Annotated in this window: 13 protein-coding genes; 3 read left to right on the forward strand and 10 right to left on the reverse strand. The window is 65.7% G+C overall.

Translation table 11 applies throughout. The annotated features are described in order from the left end of the window. Positions 1 to 56 precede the first annotated feature (56 nt). Positions 57 to 1,022 (forward strand): agmatinase, encoded by a 966-nt coding sequence (locus ACIGJB_RS18230; protein WP_483733709.1) that lies wholly within the window; start codon positions 57 to 59, stop codon positions 1,020 to 1,022. Positions 1,023 to 1,100: 78 nt separating this feature from the next. Here ACIGJB_RS18230 and ACIGJB_RS18235 read toward each other — a convergent pair whose 3' ends face one another. Both ACIGJB_RS18235 and ACIGJB_RS18240 read right to left on the reverse strand, forming a co-directional pair. Beyond that, on the reverse strand, positions 1,101 to 1,568 hold the full coding sequence (locus tag ACIGJB_RS18235) for an SRPBCC family protein (RefSeq protein ID WP_483733710.1): 468 nt from the start codon (positions 1,566 to 1,568) through the stop codon (positions 1,101 to 1,103). Positions 1,569 to 1,663: 95 nt separating this feature from the next. Then, the gene (locus ACIGJB_RS18240) at positions 1,664 to 2,284 is read right to left on the reverse strand and encodes a flavodoxin family protein (RefSeq protein ID WP_483733711.1); all 621 of its coding nucleotides are present in this window, start codon (positions 2,282 to 2,284) and stop codon (positions 1,664 to 1,666) included. A 292-nt stretch (positions 2,285 to 2,576) separates the two neighbouring features. Between ACIGJB_RS18240 and ACIGJB_RS18245 the strand changes: the two genes are divergently transcribed. Together ACIGJB_RS18245 and mdtD are read left to right on the forward strand one after the other, a co-directional pair. Further along, complete coding sequence (locus tag ACIGJB_RS18245; protein ID WP_483733712.1) at positions 2,577 to 4,730, forward strand: TonB-dependent receptor family protein; 2,154 nt, start codon at positions 2,577 to 2,579, stop codon at positions 4,728 to 4,730. Between the two features lie 86 nt (positions 4,731 to 4,816). Continuing rightward, complete coding sequence (gene mdtD / locus ACIGJB_RS18250) at positions 4,817 to 6,238, forward strand: multidrug transporter subunit MdtD (protein ID WP_483733713.1); 1,422 nt, start codon at positions 4,817 to 4,819, stop codon at positions 6,236 to 6,238. Positions 6,239 to 6,299: 61 nt separating this feature from the next. On the opposite strand, the gene ACIGJB_RS18255 is transcribed toward mdtD, so the two are convergent. The 8 genes from ACIGJB_RS18255 to ACIGJB_RS18290 form a co-directional block, all read right to left on the reverse strand. Next, complete coding sequence (locus ACIGJB_RS18255) at positions 6,300 to 6,956, reverse strand: DUF799 domain-containing protein (protein WP_483733714.1); 657 nt, start codon at positions 6,954 to 6,956, stop codon at positions 6,300 to 6,302. Continuing rightward, positions 6,953 to 7,357: a DUF4810 domain-containing protein gene (locus ACIGJB_RS18260; RefSeq protein ID WP_483734715.1), complete on the reverse strand. Its 405-nt coding sequence runs from the start codon at positions 7,355 to 7,357 to the stop codon at positions 6,953 to 6,955. The genes ACIGJB_RS18255 and ACIGJB_RS18260 overlap by 4 nt, the downstream gene beginning before the upstream one ends. Before the next feature lie 30 nt (positions 7,358 to 7,387). Next, positions 7,388 to 8,065: a CsgG/HfaB family protein gene (locus ACIGJB_RS18265; protein WP_483733715.1), complete on the reverse strand. Its 678-nt coding sequence runs from the start codon at positions 8,063 to 8,065 to the stop codon at positions 7,388 to 7,390. Between the two features lie 378 nt (positions 8,066 to 8,443). Further along, positions 8,444 to 11,164: a molybdopterin-dependent oxidoreductase gene (locus ACIGJB_RS18270; RefSeq protein ID WP_483733716.1), complete on the reverse strand. Its 2,721-nt coding sequence runs from the start codon at positions 11,162 to 11,164 to the stop codon at positions 8,444 to 8,446. A gap of 46 nt (positions 11,165 to 11,210) precedes the next feature. Next, positions 11,211 to 12,452, reverse strand: coding sequence for an NAD(P)/FAD-dependent oxidoreductase (locus ACIGJB_RS18275; RefSeq protein ID WP_483733717.1), 1,242 nt, complete (start codon positions 12,450 to 12,452; stop codon positions 11,211 to 11,213). Positions 12,453 to 12,482: 30 nt separating this feature from the next. After that, the gene (gene nirD, locus ACIGJB_RS18280; RefSeq protein WP_483733718.1) at positions 12,483 to 12,866 is read right to left on the reverse strand and encodes a nitrite reductase small subunit NirD; all 384 of its coding nucleotides are present in this window, start codon (positions 12,864 to 12,866) and stop codon (positions 12,483 to 12,485) included. Between the two features lie 35 nt (positions 12,867 to 12,901). After that, entirely contained in the window at positions 12,902 to 15,454 is a 2,553-nt protein-coding gene (gene nirB, locus ACIGJB_RS18285; RefSeq protein ID WP_483733719.1) for a nitrite reductase large subunit NirB, read from the reverse strand. Between the two features lie 68 nt (positions 15,455 to 15,522). Continuing rightward, positions 15,523 to 16,836 carry an MFS transporter gene (locus ACIGJB_RS18290; protein ID WP_483733720.1) on the reverse strand — a complete coding sequence of 438 codons (1,314 nt, stop codon included), beginning with the start codon at positions 16,834 to 16,836 and terminating at the stop codon, positions 15,523 to 15,525. Positions 16,837 to 17,070: the final 234 nt, after the last annotated feature.

The following is a 17,070-nucleotide window of genomic DNA, read 5'->3' on the forward strand; positions in this document are numbered from 1 at the left end:
CGGCAGGACACCATTCGCCCGTGTTTCCGGCACTACCTCCCTGTATGGAGACCATCATGTCCTTTCCGCTCACCGTCCCCCCTTCAAAAAAGCACCAGAGCTTCCTGTGGTCCCCGGTCTGCACTGACCTGGACCAGCTCGACGCTCACGTCGCCATCCTGGGTATTCCGTATGGCCAGGCCTATTCTGCCGAACACGTCAGCAACGACCAGAGCAAGGCGCCGGACGCCGTGCGCGCCATGAGCGATCGAATCTGCAGAAACCTTGGTCACTACGATTTTGATGTCGGCGGCCCCCTCTATGACAACCGCGCACTCAAGGTGGTCGATTGCGGCAACGTTCCCGCGGACCCTCAGGATTTGAGTTCCCACTCGGTGCGGGCCGAGCAAGCGGTCCGCAAGATTCTCGATGCCGGCGCGCTTCCCATCACGCTCGGTGGCGACCACGGGATTCCCATTCCGATCCTGCGCGCGTACGAGGGACGCGGCCCGATCACACTGATCCATATCGATGCGCACCTCGACTGGCGCGACCACGTCAACGGAGTGCGAGATGGACTGTCCAGTCCGATTCGCCGCGCTTCCGAGATGGAGCACATCGGCGAGATCTACCAGATCGGCTTGCGCGCCCAGGGCAGCGGCCGCCCGGAAGAGTACGAGGCGGCAGTCGCCTATGGCGCGCACCTCTACACCGCGTATGACGTTCACGAGAACGGCATGAAGTCTGTCCTCGACGACATCCCTGATGGGGGCAACTACTACCTGACGATCGACGCCGACGGCATCGATCCTTCGGTGATGCCTGCCGTGGCAGGGCCCGCCCTCGGTGGCATCACCTACGTGCAAATGCGCCAGCTCATTCACGGCCTCGTGAAGAAAGGGCGGGTCGTCGGCATGGATATCGTCGAGATCACGCCGTCGACCGATGTCAACAACATCAGCTGCATTGCAGCGGGACGGCTCATGGTCAACCTGATCGGCGCGGCGGTTCGGGCGGACTACTTCGACGCGCCGAAGCTTTAAGACTCAGCGTAGAGGGCTCGACGGGTATGCGGGGGAGGGCGACCTGGCTGTCAGAACGGTGCAAGGTCAGCTCAACTTTCATGCGGGACGGTCGACATGGCTGGCGATGTTGCGCATCTGTTCGTCCCAGCCGCCGCTGTTCATGCGGAACGCTTCCAGACGGCGTTGCGGCGGAATCTGGTCGAAGCCGGATTCGATGACGGTCAGCTGTGTGCCGCTCCCTGCAGGCTTGAGTTCGAACACCACAAGCGTAGTGGGCTCGTCCGAGTAGTCACGGCCAGGTTCGATGGCCGCGGGATGCCAGCGCCATGACAGCAGCCGCTGCGGCTCCATCTGCTCGATCTCGATATCGAAGGGGATGTGCTCGTAGCCAGGGTAGGTCACATGGCCCGGCGCGCGGCGGCCCGGCGCAAAGACGACGCCAGTGTCGAATTTCACGCCAAACCAGCTGCCGAAGGTTTCGGCGTCGGCCAGCGCATACCAGATGCTGGCGACAGGCGCCTGGAGCAGGATGCTGCGTTCGATTCGGTCCGTGGAAGATGTCATGTCCCGTCCCCTGGGTGATGGTCAACATGCAAGCATGGTTGCATGTTAGGAACCTGACAACAAAGCGCAACCGAAGGGTTGCGCTTTGTTTTTCTTCAAGCCGCTTGCTTTAGGGTGGCAAGCGCGCGGCTGCCCGCGGCAAGTTGCCGTGCGACTTCGGCGACGCGCGCGCCCAGGTGCTCGGCCGTGCGCAAATCCGCCGGCGGCGGCACCACGTCGGCGCTCTCGTCGGCGTTGGACTGCGCCGCGGCGCCGAGGAAGAAGCCGTGGCGGTTCAGCGAATCCTCGGTCGACTTGGAGTTGTTGTGGCCCGGGGGCAGGCCAAGATTCACCCAGTGCATGCCGTGCTGGGCCGCAAAGATGGCGATCTGCTGCAGCGTGGCCAGCTTGTCGCCCGAGCGCGAGGCCGCATTGGTAAAGCCGGCGGCCACCTTGTTTGCCCACTTGCCGCCCTTGGCAAAGACATTGCGCGAAGTCGCGTCCATAAAGCCCTTGAACTGCGCCGAGGCGCTGCCCATGTAGGTCGGCGCGCCGAAGATGATGCCGTCGACCTGTTCCAGCGTGTCCCAGTGCTGGTCGATCTCGTCGACGCTGATCAGCAGGCTTTCCACGCCTTCCACGCTCGCGGCGCCGCGAGCGACGGCTTGCGCCTGCTTTGCGGTGTGGCCGTAACCGCTGTGATAGACGATGGCAACGCGGGTCTGATGGGTGTTCATGGTGTCTTGCCTCACTCAATAAACAAATCGATTGAATTTGAATTGCTGGCGGCTTTTGCGTTAATTGCTGCCGTTAAGGTAAAGTCTAGGGGCGCCAAGGCAGTGGAAGGTGGACTCGATGGAAATAAGTTATTGAATTTTTTTGATGATTGTCGGCCGTACCGGAAAGGGGTTTTCCCGCCCCTTTGTCGCATGGCAAATCCGGCGCTGACCATATAAAGTTATCCCGCATCCACCCAAATCCGGCGCCGGATGGATTCCACCGCGCCAGTCCCGCAACCGCTCTCCAACGATGACAACAGGCGGCAAGCAGATCCTGGCAATCCGGCACCTCGTGGCGCGGCATACGGCGGCGTCTGTGTATTGCGTACTGGCCGGCATGGCGGCGACCGGCAAGGCGATGGCCAGCGAGCCGGAGGCCTCGCTGCCGGACGTGGTGGTCAGCGCATCGCGCAGCGAGCAGCGCCGGTTCGACGCCCCTGCCGCGGTGGACAGCGTGCCGGTCGATCCGCTGCGCGCAACCACGCCGCTCGTGAACTTGTCCGAGGTGCTGACCGGCGTTCCGGGCGTCGCGGTGCGCGATCGCCAGAACTATTCGCAGGACCTGCAGCTCTCCGTGCGCGGCTTCGGCACGCGCTCGACCTTTGGCGTGCGCGGCGTGCGGCTGTACGTGGACGGCATTCCCGCCACCATGCCCGACGGGCAGGGCCAGGCCTCCACCGCCGACCTTGCCAATGCCAGCCGCGTGGAAGTGTTGCGCGGACCGTTCGCGCAGATGTACGGCAATGCCTCGGGCGGCGTGGTGCAGGTATTCACGCCGGATCCGCCCAGGGACGGTTTCACCGGCCGTGCGTCGACCGGATTCGGCTCCGACGGCCAGTGGCAGGCCGGCGTATCGCTTGGCGGCGGCAACGACAAGCTGGGCGGCACGCTGGACGCCTGGACCTTCCAGACCGATGGCTACCGCGACCATAGCGCCGCGCGACGCTACCAGCTCAATGCCAAGGTCGTGGCCCAGCCGACCGACGCCACGCGCGTGACCGGCCAGTTCAACTACTTCAACCAGCCGCTGGCGCAAGACCCGCTAGGCCTGACGCGGGCCCAGGCCGATGCCAATCCGCGCCAGGCTGTGGCGGCCGCCACGCAGTTCGATACCGGCAAGACCGTCGAACAGACACAGGCCGGCGTGGTGGTGGACCACAAGCTGAACGAGGCCGACAGCCTGCAGGGCCGTCTCTATGTCGGCACGCGCCAGCTCAACCAGCGGCTCGGCATGAGCGGCATTGCCGCGACATCGTCCGGGGGCATCGTCGACCTTGACCGCACCTATGGCGGCGCAGCGCTGTCATGGACACGGCGCACCACCGCCGGCGGCCTGCCCTTGCAATGGACTGCGGGTGTCGAGGCCAATGGCATGCGCGACGGCCGCACCGGCTTCGTCAACAACAACGGCGCCCAGGGCGCGCTGCGCCGCGACGAAACCGACAAGGCCAGCGACCTCGGTGCGTTCGCGCAGTTCGACTGGAGCTTCCATCCGTCCTGGGAATTCGTGGGCGGCGTGCGGGCCAGCCGCGTGAAGCTGAGCATCGACGATCATTTCGTGACCGCCGCGAGCCCCGACGACAGCGGCTCGACCACGTACAACAACGTCAGTCCGGTGCTGGGCATGGTCTGGCATGCGGCGGACACGCTCAACGTCTACGCCAACCTGGGCCGCGGCTTCGAGTCGCCGACGCTGACCGAGGTGGCCTACGGACCCGGCGGCGTCGGCAGCAATCTCGGCCTGCAGGCGTCCACCAGCCGCCAGGGCGAGATCGGCGTCAAGTGGCAGCAGCAGCGCCAGCGGCTGGAGGCGGCGCTGTTCGACGCCGCCAGCCATGACGAGGTGGTGCCCCTGTCGAACAACGCCGGGCGCACCGTTTACCAGAACGTCAACGGCGTTCAGCGTCGCGGCATGGAACTGGCCTGGCGCGGCGGCTTTGGCGCGCAGGTCGGGGCATCGGCCGACGGCAAGGCCGGCAGCCAGTTCGAGGCCGGCCTGGCCTATACCTACCTGTCCGCCTATTTCGGCGAATCGTTTCTCAACGCGCAGGGGCAGACCGTCAACGCTGGCAATCGCCTGCCCGGCACGGCGCGCCACAGCCTGAACCTGGATGTTGCCTGGCGGCCGCTGCCGCCGCTCGTGCTCGGCGCGGAAATGCATGTCGACAGCCTGGTCTATGCGGATGACCTGAACACGCAGGCCGCGCCGGGCTATGCCACGTTCAACCTGCGCGCGGGCTACGAATTCCGTATCGGCAAGACGAAGCTGTTTGCGTTTGGCCGCATCGACAACATCACGGACCGCAAGTACATCGGCTCGGTCATCGTCAACGAAGCCAACGGCCGGTATTTCGAGCCCGCGCCGGGCCGGCGCTTCTTCGTGGGCCTGCGCGCGGCGATGTAAGACAAAGCAGACTTGCCACGCCGCCCATGGCCGGCCTAAGGTTGCGGCTTTGGCCGGCGCCGCGGCCAGCACCGGAGTACACAGCCATGACCACGCCCATGCCTGACGACCGCACCCGCCGCATCATGCTGTGGGTGGTGGCGGTCGGCTTCTTCATGCAGACGCTGGACTCCACCATCGTCAACACCGCGCTGCCGTCGATGGCGCGCAGCCTTGGCGAAAGTCCGCTGCGCATGCAGTCGGTCGTGATTGCGTACTCGCTCACCATGGCCGTGATCATCCCGGCGTCGGGCTGGCTGGCGGACCGGTTCGGCACGCGCACCATATTCCAGGCCGCGATCGGGCTGTTCGTGCTCGGCTCGCTGCTGTGCGCGTACGCGGGCACGCTGCAGTTCCTGGTCGCGGCGCGCGTGGTGCAGGGCGTGGGCGGCGCCATGCTGTTGCCGGTGGGCCGGCTCTCGGTGCTGCGGACCTTTCCGCGCGACCAGTACCTGCAGGCGCTCAGCTTTGTCGCGATCCCCGGCATGATCGGCCCGCTGATCGGCCCGACGCTGGGCGGTTGGCTCACGCAGGCGCTGTCGTGGCACTGGATCTTCCTGATCAACGTCCCGGTCGGCATTCTCGGTGCGCTGGCGACGGTGCGCTACATGCCGAATGTGCGACAGGCCGGCATTGGCCGCTTTGATGTCGCGGGCTACCTGCTGCTGGCCGTTGCCATGCTGGCGCTGTCGTTTTCGCTGGACGGGCTGGCGGAGCTGGGCTTCCAGCATGCGACCGTGCTGATGCTGCTGATCGCCAGCATGGCCGCGCTGACGGCCTATGTGCTGCACGCGGGCCGCCGCCCGCAGCCGCTTTTCACGCTGCGGCTGTTCCGCATCCACAGCTTCAGCGTGGGATTGCTGGGCAACCTGTTCGCGCGCATCGGCAATGGCTCGATGCCGTTCCTGATCCCGCTGACCTTGCAGATCAGCCTGGGTTACTCGCCGTTCGACGCTGGCCTGATGATGCTGCCTATCACCGCGGCCGGCATGGCATCCAAGCGGCTGGCCACGCGTCTGATCGAGCGGCACGGCTATCGCCGCGTGCTGGTCACCAACACGTTTGCCGTCGGCGTCGTCATGGCCGCGTTCGCGCTGATCACGCCGCAGCGTCCGCTGTGGATGGTTATTCCGCTACTGGCGCTGTTCGGCATGGTCAATTCGATCCAGTTCACGGCGATGAACACCGTCACGCTCAAGGACCTGAGCGGGACCAATGCCAGCAGCGGCAACAGCATGCTGTCGATGGTGCAGATGCTGTCGATGAGCTTGGCCGTCACGTCGGCGGGGGCGCTGCTGACCACGTTCGAGCAGGGGTTTGGCAACCGGCCGTCGGGCGTGTTGCCGGCGTTTCATGCCACGTTTCTCTGCATGGGGTTGATTACGTGTGCGTCGGCCTGGATCTTCATGCAGTTGTCACCGCATGAGGCCAGGGCGGTGGCGCATCGGACGGAGCGGGCGGAGGGGTAGGGGGGCTTCATCCGAATCCAGGCCGCAGGACGCGGACGTCCTGCGGCCAATGTACCGGATCTCAGTCCGACTGGTACTTCGGCGAGCGCGGTCCATACAGGATGCCGCCAGGTTGCCCGGCGGACAGCAGGCGGTAGCTCGTAGTCGCCGCGACCTTGTAGCTGGCATCAAGCGAGTGGTTGACCGCCTGCGTGATCGCCGCACTGACCAGCATGCCAATCAGTCCGCCCCCACTGCTGGAGCTGTCGGTTGCGGCCGAGGCCGTGCCGCTCCACAGCACATCTCCCGTCTTCAGGTCCACCAGCTTTGCACTGGCGGCCACGCGGGTGACGCTGCTGAAGACCTGGTACTTCGAACCGTACTCGGCCACGGTCACGTACAGCGCGGCGTCGGCGCCGAAGATCTGGCGCAGCTTGGCAACTGGCGTGGCGTGGATGTCGCCGGGAACGGTCAGGCCGTTCTGGCGGAAGGTCTCGTCAACCAGCGCCACCGGCAGCACGTAGTAGCCGGATTCCGCCAGCGGCGCGGTCGCTTGCGCGAGCATGCCGTAGGTCGCCTTGATGTCGGGCGACTCGTTCAGCGGCGGCAACACCAGGATGGAGCGCGGCCGGCTCGACTTGAAGGCGGCGTAGTCCACCTGCTTGTTCGGCACGGCGCAGCCCGCGAAGAGCATGACGATGCCCAGGCTCGCGACATAGGTCAGAAGTCGGCGCATCATTTGCTGCTCCCTGCGGCGGTGCTGACCTTGGTGTCGGTCCGGGTATCGGTCTTGACGTTCCTGAGCAGGAAGTCCATATACGGCGTGGCTTCGGGGAAGAGCGTTTTCTCGGTCTGGAATTCCTTGACCATCTGGTCGCCCTTGCCGATGTTCAGGTAGAGCATGCCAAGCTGTGCATGGTAGCCCGGCGGCACCGCGCCACCCTTTGCCTTGATCTTCTGCAGGCCCTCTTCGAGCGCGGCGACCTGCGCCTCCTTCGATTCGCCCTTGAAGTATTCGTAGACCTGGACCTGATAGCCTTCCCATTGATACATGGGCTGTGGGCCCGCGCAGCCGGCAAGCAGGAGGCTGCCCGCTGCCGACAAGAACGCTGCGCTACGCAGCGTGACCGTGTTTATCATCATTGTTCTCGTAGTTGTGCAGACAGCCGGTTACTGGGCCGGCTTCCAGGCGCCGCTGTCGATGGCGGCCACCATGTTGTTGATCGCCTCGCGCATGGCAAGGTCCATCACCTTGCCGTTGAGCGTCGAGTCATAGCTGGCCGTGCCGCCAAAGCCGATCACTTCGCGATTCGACAGCTTGTATTCGCCGGCGCCCTGCGTCGAATACACGACCTCGGAGGTGCTGATGTTGATGATGTTCAGGTTGACCTTGGCATAGGCCACTTGCTCGCGGCCCCGGCCGAGAATGCCGAACAGCTGCACATCGCCGACTTCCTTGCGGCCGAATTCCGTGATGTCGCCCGTTACCACGTAATCGGCGCCCTTCAGGCGTTGCGCCTGGTTCTTGATTGACGCCTCGCGCTTGATCTCGTCGAGGTTTTCGCGCTCGAGCACGTTGAAGCGGTTGGTTTGCTGGAGGTGGGTGACCAGGCTGGTCTTGGCCTGGCCGCTCAGGCGGTCGATGCCGTCCGAGAACACGCCACGCATGTAGTTCGAGCGATTGTCGAACTTGCCCACGGCAATCGGCGTGCGCACGCCGTTGTACGGCCGGCTGGCGCTTTCGACCTTCTGCACGGGCAGCGCCGTGGAGGATTCCGTGGCGCAGCCGCCGAGCATGGCCAGGAGGCCGGCAGCGGTCGCCAGAGATACTGCAGTCAGTTTCTTCATGTGATTTCCTTCGATCGGTCAAAGCCAGTTCATAGCCCACGCTTGAACAGGAAGCGACGGAGCCAGGCAGCACTCTAAGCCAATTTGGGCGCAGAGATTCGGCGGATGTGGACGGATAATCGCTGGATTCTTCGAAGGACAGCCGGCGACGATCGCTTGGATCAGCGCGGTCGGGAAGGGGGCATTGACCGCCTCAGACTTCTCGAAGCGAGAGCTGAGGCGTTAATGGTGACGCAATCTTGCTTATCCGACGGTGAACTCTATGGCATGGCGCAGGTGCAACGCGCGCCGGACGTCAGATATCACAGTTGTTCACAATGCGTTGGGGAATCGCAACAGAGCGGACAGCGAGCGGCGAGGCCGCTCGCCTGCGGGAAATCAGGCAGCCTCCGCCACCCGAACCTCCACCAGCAGCTTCTTCAACTCCGGCACGCAAGAGCCGCAGTTGCCCCCGGCCTTGACGCAGGCCGTGATCTCGGCCGGGGTGGTCAGGCCATGCTCTCGCACCGCGTCGCAGATGGTGTTGCGGCCCACGCCGAAGCACGAGCACACGGTCGGGCCGGCGTCGGCGCCCTTTTGCATCGGCTGTCCCATCAGCAGGCCGATGCGGTCGGCGTCTTCCAGACGCTCGCGGCCGAACAGCTCCGCCAGCCAGGAGCGCGAGGGGAGATCGGGACGCGTAGCGATGTAGACGCACGCCTCCAGCCTGTCATTGACGACATAGCCGGCGTGAAACGTGCCGGCGCTGCGGTCCTCATACTCAAGCCAGTCCGCGTCCGCATCCGTGACGCCGAGCAGGCTGCGTGCCCAAGCGGCACGATCGGCAATGGCTTCGCGCCCGGCGAATTCGTAGCGCTGGAAGCGCTGTCCTTGCACGCGCGTCCAGTAGGTGAGGGTGTCGGCGGGCAGTTCCTTGCGGCTCAGCACGAAGCCGTGCCAGTTGACGCCGAACGGCTCCACGCACACCGGCGTGTGCTTGAACTCGGGTTCGCCGGACACCGGGTCGACCACCGGGTTGACCAGCGCGCCGACGCGCGCGTCGGAGCTGAACTGCCCGTTCCAGTGGATCGGCACAAACACGCTGCCGCGCGGAATGCCGCCGCCATGCCGCACGCGCGCCACCATCGCGCCCCAGCGCGTGGAAACGCGCGCGAGCTTGCCTTCGCCGACGCCGCAAAGCAGCGCGTCTTGCGGATGCATATCGACGAAGGGTTCGGGCAGGTGGTCCGCGAGGCGGGCCGACTTGCCGGTGCGCGTCATGGTGTGCCACTGGTCGCGCACGCGGCCGGTGTTGAGGATCAGCGGATAGTCGTCGTCCGGCGCGTGTGCCGGCGCACGCGGCGGCGTGGCGACAAAGCGCGCCAGTCCGTCGGCGTGAGCATAGCGGCCATCTTCGAACAGCCGGCGCGTCCCGGCCGACGAACCCGCAACCACCGGCCACTGCACGGGTTCGAAATTGTCATAGCTGTCCTTATCCATGCCCGCCATGCCGCTGATATCGAACGCACGCGGAGCCTCGTCATTGCGCCAGGCGCTCAGGCGGGCATGCTCGTCGAAAATCTCATGCTGACCTGCATAGTCGAAGCCGGAAAAGCCCATGCGGCGAGCCACGTCGCACAGGATGCGCCAGTCCGCGCGAGCCTCGCCGGGCGCTGGCAGGAAGGCACGCTGGCGCGAGATGCGGCGCTCCGAGTTGGTGACCGTGCCGTCCTTCTCGCCCCAGCCCAGCGCCGGCAGCAGCACGTGCGCGGCGTCGTTGGTATCGGTGCGCTCGATGATGTCGGAACTGACCACCAGTTCGCACTTGGCCAATGCGCGACGGACCTGGTCTGCATCGGGCAGGCTGACCACGGGATTGGTGGCGATCACCCACACGGCCTTGACGCGGCCCTGCTCGATCGCATTGAACAGTTCGACGGCCTTGAGGCCCACGCGATCGGCCATGACCGGCGCTTGCCACAGGTCCTGCACGATTTCCCGGTGCAGCGGGTTGGCCAGCTCCATATGCGCGGCCAGCATATTGGCCAGGCCGCCGACTTCACGGCCGCCCATCGCGTTCGGCTGCCCGGTCAGCGAGAACGGGCCCATGCCGGCGCGGCCGATGCGGCCGGTCAGCAGGTGGCAGTTGATGATGCTGTTGACCTTGTCGGTGCCGGCGGATGACTGATTGACGCCCTGCGAGAAGGCCGTCACGACCTTCTCGGTCTCGCCGAACAGGCGATAGAAGGCCAGCACGTCCTCGACGTCGAGCTTGCAGGCGCGCGCGACGGCCTTCGGGTCGCTGCAATCGATCGTTGCCTGCAGCGCGTCATCAAGGCCCGACGTACTGGCGCCGACGAAGGTGTTGTTGGCGTGGCCTTCGCGCGCGAGATAGCTCAGGAGCCCGTTGAAGAGCCAGACATCGGTGCCCGGGCGCACCGCCAGATGCAGGTCGGCCAGTTCGCACGTGGCCGTGCGGCGCGGGTCGATGGCGACGATCTTCATCTCGGGCCGCGCTTCCTTGGCTTTCACCAGGCGCTGGAATACGATCGGATGACACCAGGCCGTGTTGGACCCGACCAGCACGACGAGGTCCGCGAGTTCCAGGTCTTCGTAGTTGCCGGGCACCAGGTCCTCACCGAATGCGCGCTTGTGGCCGGCCACCGCCGACGACATGCACAGGCGTGAATTGGTGTCGATATTGGCCGTGCCGATGAAGCCCTTCATCAGCTTGTTGGCGACGTAGTAGTCCTCCGTCAACAATTGGCCGGACACATAGAGGGCGACGGCATCGGGACCGTGTTCGCCGACGATGCGCGCGAACCCTTGCGCGACCGTGTCGAGCGCGTGGTCCCACGACACCTGTTCGAGCGCGCCGTCCGCGCCGCGCATCTTCGGATGCAGCAGGCGGCCTTGCAGGTCCACCGTCTCGCCGAGGGCGGAGCCCTTGACACAAAGCCGGCCTCGATTGGATGGATGCTCCACATCCCCAGCAATCTCGACCTGTCCGTCGGCGCGCACCGTGGCGCGCACGCCGCAGCCGACGCCGCAGTAGGGGCAAGTGGTGGCGGTGGTGGTGGTCGGGGTGGCGGATACCACCGGGATGTCGGACAGATTCACGCTTTCTCCGTGGGGGCGATGTCGTTGTCAGCGGGTGGGTCGTGCTTCAGGCGGCAAGCGCCTCGCACTGGGCCTTGCCGAACAGCAGGCGCTGGCGCAGCGCTGCGACCGGCGCGCGCTGCTGGATCAGGTCGAAGTACCACGGCCCGTCCTGCACGTCGCCGTACAGCACCGCGCCGATCAGGCGGCCGTCCTGCAGCACCAGCCGCTTGTAGACGCCGCGCCGCGCGTCGCGCAGCACCAGGTCCTCGCTGCCTTCGCCGCCGATGAAGTCGCCGGCCGAGTACAGGTCCACGCCGGTCACCTTGAGCTTGGTCGCCGTGGATTGCTGGATATAGCGGCGATGCCCTGAGCCAGCCAGATGCGCGGCGCATACGCGCGCCTGGTCCCAGATCGGCGCAACCAGGCCGAAGGTGGCCTGGCGATGCTGCACGCATTCGCCCACGGCATAGATGCGCGGGTCGTAGGTCTGCAGCGTGTCATCGACGACGATGGCACGTTCGCAGTGCAGGCCGGCACCAGCCGCAAGCTCGATGTTGGGACGTACGCCGGCCGTCATCACCACCAGGTCCGCCGGGATCTCGCTGCCGTCCTTGAAGCGCACGCCGGTCACGCGCGTGTCGCCAAGAATCTCGCCGGTCTGCGCACCGAGCATGAAGCGCAGCCCCTTGCGTTCCAGCGCGCCCTTGAGGAGGGTCGCGGCAGGCTTGTCGAGCTGGCGCTCCATCAGGCTGTCGCACAGGTGCACCACGGTCACGTCCATGCCCTGGCGCAGCAGCCCGTTGGCGGCCTCCAGCCCCAGTAGCCCGCCACCGATCACTACGGCGTGGCGATGGTTGCGTGCCGCGTGCAGCATGGTCTCGACATCCTGGATATCCCGAAACGCGATCACGCCATCAAGCTGGTGGCCGGGCACAGGCAGGATGAAAGGCTTGGAGCCCGTGGCCAGCAGCAGACGGTCGTAGCGCACTTCGCGCCCGGACTGTGCGCGCACCGTGCGGCGCGGGCGGTCGATGGCCACCACCGGGTCGCCGGCCAGCAGCTCGATGCCGTTCTGCTCATACCACTCGCGCGTATTGAGCATGATGTCGTCGACGGTCTTTTCTCCCGCCAGCACCGGGGACAGCAGGATGCGGTTGTAGTTGCCGTGCGGCTCGGCGCCGAACACGGTGATGTCGTACAGGTCAGGCGCCAGCTTGAGCAGTTCCTCGACCGTGCGCATGCCGGCCATGCCGTTGCCAACGACGACCAGCCGGGGCCGGGGCTGCGAGGGGGCGGATGGCGTCATGCGCAAGGTCTCCTTCAGGAACAGGTTTTGTCAGGCTGCGAGTTCTTCTTCGACTTCGCGCATGGCGAGATCGGCGGCTACCCAGACCTTGCCGTCATAGACGCGGGCCGGGTAGGCGTTGACCGAGTGTTGCGGCGCCTCCAGGCATTCGCCGGTGCGCAGGTCGAAGTGCTGCTTGTAGATCGGCGACGCCACCACCAGACGTTCGCCCAGGTTGCCGACCAGGCCGCGCGACAGCACGGCTGCCTGCGAATTCGGGTCGAAGTTCTCGATCGCGTAGACCTCTTCGCCGCGGCCGATGCGGAACACCGCGACCTGCTGCTCGTCGACCAGCGCGCAGACACCAGTATTGGGCACGATATCGCGCAAGGTGCAGATCGCGGTCCAGGTTTCGGGATAGTGGGGATGGCTCATCACGTTCTCCTTGAGTTCGGCTGCATTCAGGCCGCTTAAGCGGGCACGGCTACCACTGGAATGTGGCTCAGGCGGGAACGTTGCAAGTTCCGTTCCTCCGGCGTAGCCGGGCGGATCTGTCCGCGCTCCTCGATAAAGACCAGGTTGTCGTCGCGGCGCTCGCTGTTGACGAAGTGGCGGAAGCGCTTGCGCGTTTCCGGGTCGGTGACGGCCTTCTTCCACTCGTCTTCATAGGTGTCGACCACGTGCTGCATGTCCGCTTCCAGGTCGGCGGCGATGCCCAGCTTGTCGTCGAGGACGACGGCCTTCAGGTAGTCCAGGCCGCCTTCCAGGTTGTCGCGCCACACGCTGGTGCGCTGCAGGCGGTCGGCGGTGCGCACGTAGAACATCAGGAAGCGGTCGATGTAGCGGATCAGCGTGGCCCGGTCCAGGTCGACCGCCAGCAGTTCGGCATGGCGCGGCTTCATGCCGCCGTTGCCGCACACATAGAGGTTCCAGCCCTTCTCGGTGGCGATCACCCCGACATCCTTGCCCTGCGCTTCGGCGCATTCGCGCGTGCAGCCCGATACGCCGAACTTGATCTTGTGCGGCGCGCGCAGGCCCTTGTAGCGATTCTCCAGCGCGACCGCCAGGCCGACCGAGTCGTCCACGCCATACCGGCACCACGTCGAGCCGACGCAGGACTTCACCGTGCGCAGCGCCTTGCCATAGGCATGCCCGGATTCGAAGCCTGCCTCGATCAGTTCTTCCCAGATATAGGGCAGTTCTTCAGCACGTGCACCAAACAGGTCCACGCGCTGGCCGCCCGTGATCTTGGTGTAGAGGCCGTACTTCTTGGCGACCTGTCCCACGGCGATCAGCCCCTCGGGCGTGACTTCGCCGCCCGGCATGCGCGGCACCACGGAGTATGTGCCGTCCTTCTGGATGTTGGCCAGGTAGTAGTCGTTGGAGTCCTGCAGGCTGGCGTGCTCTTCCTTGAGCACGAATTCGTTCCAGCACGACGCCAGGATGCTGCCCACGGTCGGCTTGCAGATATCGCAGCCCATGCCATTGCCATGCGCTTCCAGCAACGCATCGAAGGACTTGAACTTGCCCACGCGCACCAGGTGGTAAAGCTCCTGGCGCGAGTACGGGAAGTGCTCGCACAGATGGTTGTTGACGGCCATGCCCTGCTTCTTCATCTCGGCCTTCATGATCTGCGTGACCAGCGGCACGCAACCGCCGCACGCCGTACCGGCCTTGGTGCAGGTCTTGAGCGCGCCGATGCTGGTGGCGCCGTCGCACACGGCGCCGCAGATCTCGCCCTTGGAGACGTTGTTGCACGAGCAGATCTGCGCGGTGTCGGGCAGCGCGTCGGCGCCCAGCGCCGGGCGGGCCTTGCCGCTGCTGTCGGGCAGGATCAGGAACTCTGGCGACTCCGGCAGTTCGATCTTGTTCAGCATCATCTGCAGCAGCGTGCCGTACTCGCTCGCATCGCCGATCAGCACGCCGCCCAGCAAATACTTGCCGCAGTCCGATACCACCAGCTTCTTGTAGACCTCCTTGCGGTCGTCGCTGAACTGGTAGATGCGGGCGCCCGGCACGGCGCCGTGCGGATCGCCGATGCTGGCGACGTCCACGCCCATCAGCTTGAGCTTGGTGCTCATGTCGGCGCCGCCGAACTCCACGGTCTCGCCGCGCAGGTGGCGGGCGGCCACGCGCGCCATGTCGTAGCCGGGCGCGACCAGGCCATAGATCTTGCCTTGCCACAGCGCGCATTCGCCGATGGCATAGACGTCCGGGTCGGAGGTGCGGCAGTTGTTATCCACCGCAATGCCGCCACGCTCGCCCACCGTCAAGCCACAGGCACGGGCCAGTTCGTCGCGCGGGCGGATGCCGGCCGAGAACACGATCATGTCGGTGTCGAGGTGCGTGCCGTCGGCAAACACCATGCGGTGCGTGCCGTCTTCGCCGTCGACGATCTCCAGCGTATTCTTGCCCGTGTGCGCGGTCACGCCCAGGCCTTCGATCTTCTGGCGCAGCATGCGGCCGCCGCCTTCGTCGACCTGTACCGCCATCAGGCGCGGCGCGAACTCCACCACGTGGGTCTGCAGATCCATGTCGCGCAGCGCCTTGGCGCATTCCAGGCCCAGCAGGCCGCCGCCGATCACCACGCCGGTCTTCGAGCGTGCGCCGCATTCGCGCATCGCTTCCAGGTCTTCGATGGTGCGGTAGACAAAGCAGTCCTTGCGGTCCTTGCCCGGCACCGGCGGCACAAACGGATACGAGCCGGTGGCAAGGATCAGCTTGTCATAGGACAGCGTCTCGCCGGTCGACACCGTCACGGTGCGCGCGGCGCGGTCGATCGACACTGCACGCGCATTCAGGCGCAGCAGCATGTTGTTGTGCTGCTCGAAGAAGCCCTCCGGCACCAGCGAGAGATCGTCGGCGGACTTGCCGGCGAAGAACTCGGACAGGTGCACGCGATCGTAGGCGGGACGCGGTTCTTCGCATAGCACGGTCACTTCCAGGTTCTGCGCGCCGGCGTCCGCCAGGCATTCTAGGAATTTGTGACCCACCATGCCGTGGCCGACGATGATCAGTTTCATGATGCGTTCCTTGTCCGTTGGTCAGTCTGAGCTGCTCTGGATGCTGTGTTCGTGGAGATGCGGGGGATTCAGTTGGCCAGCGCGCTGTCGTACAGCGCCTGTTCCTGCGCCTTATGCTCGGCGCTGAAGCGGATCGCGATGGCGCACAGCGCGGCCAGTGCGGCCAGCACGCCCAGGACGGTCAGCGTCTGCTGCAGGTCGCCCAGGCCCTTGAGCAGGAAGCCCGCGGCCACCGCGCCCACATTGCCGCCGGCGCCGATGATGCCGGCCACGCCGCCGAGCGCCTTGCGATCGATGAACGGCACCAGCGCATACGTCGCGCCGCAGGCCATGTGGGTGAACAGGCCGAACAGCAGCATGGCGATTACGGCCAGCGTGACATTGCCCGCTTGCGCAAACCACAGCAGGCCCAGGCCTTCGCCGAGGATCAGCACGAACAGCAGCGATGCGCGCGCATCCAGGCCGCGGCGGCGCGCCGCCTTGTCGGACAGCCAGCCGCCCAGCGCACGGGCAAACAGCGCCAGCAGGCCGAAGCTGCCGGCCGCCAGGCCTGCTGCCTTCAGGCTCAGGCCGAAGCGGTCCACGTAGAACGTGGCGGCGATGTTATGGATGAAGATCTCCACGCCGAAGCAGGCGCCGTAGGTAATGAACAGCAGCCACACGCGGTAGTTGGCGCTGGCCATGCGGAAGCTGTCCCAGCCGCCGCCCTTGCCGCTGCCCGTGATGGCCTGGCCGCGCGCGCGCATGTCGGCGTAGTTGCCTTCCGGGCAGTCCTGCGTGAAGCACCAGTAGATGACGGCCATCACCAGCATCAGCACGCCCGGCACCAGCAGCGCCACGCGCCAGCCCATCGTATGGTCGACGCCCAGCATCAGTACAGCGCCCAGCAGCATCGGCATCAGCGCCTGTGCGGCACCGCCGCCGGCATTGCCCCAGCCGGCCGCCGCGGCGTTGGCCGTGCCGACCACGTTGGGCGCGAACATGACCGAGGTGTGGTACTGCGTGATAACGAAGCTCGCGCCGACCGCGCCGATCAGCAGGCGGAACGCGAGGAAGGTCTCGTAGCTTTGCGCGAACGCCACGCCGATCACCGGCAGCGCGCCCAGGGCCAGCAGGCCGGTGTAGGTCTTGCGCGGACCGAAGCGGTCGCACATCGGGCCGATCACCAGGCGCACGAGGATGGTCACCGCCACGGCCGCGATATTGATGTTGGCGATCTGCGCCGGTGTCAGGCCGAACTCGCCCTTGAGCACAGGCATCAGCGGCGCGCAGGCGAACCACGCAAAGAAGCAGACGAAGAACGCCATCCAGGTCAGGTGGAAGGCGCGCATCTGCGGCGTGCGCAGGCTCAGCAGGTCGATGCGGGTGGCTTTGCCAGTCATCTCTTTCGCTCCGAGGAGCGGTGCGTACGCACCGCCCAGAAAACAAAAGGCGTCCCGCAAAACCAGAGTGATGCCGGTTCAGGGGACGCCGTTGTCCAGTCAGCGGCTACTTGGCATAGCCGCCGCGTTTGTGGGGTGGGGGGATCGCCGTTGATCCGCCCGCGTCATTTACGCAAGCGCTATGCCAGGGGCGAAGTGATGGTGAACGGGATGTTTCGCCGCGATCGGGCGGGG

Source organism: Cupriavidus sp. C2SS-8b, from assembly GCF_057073745.1.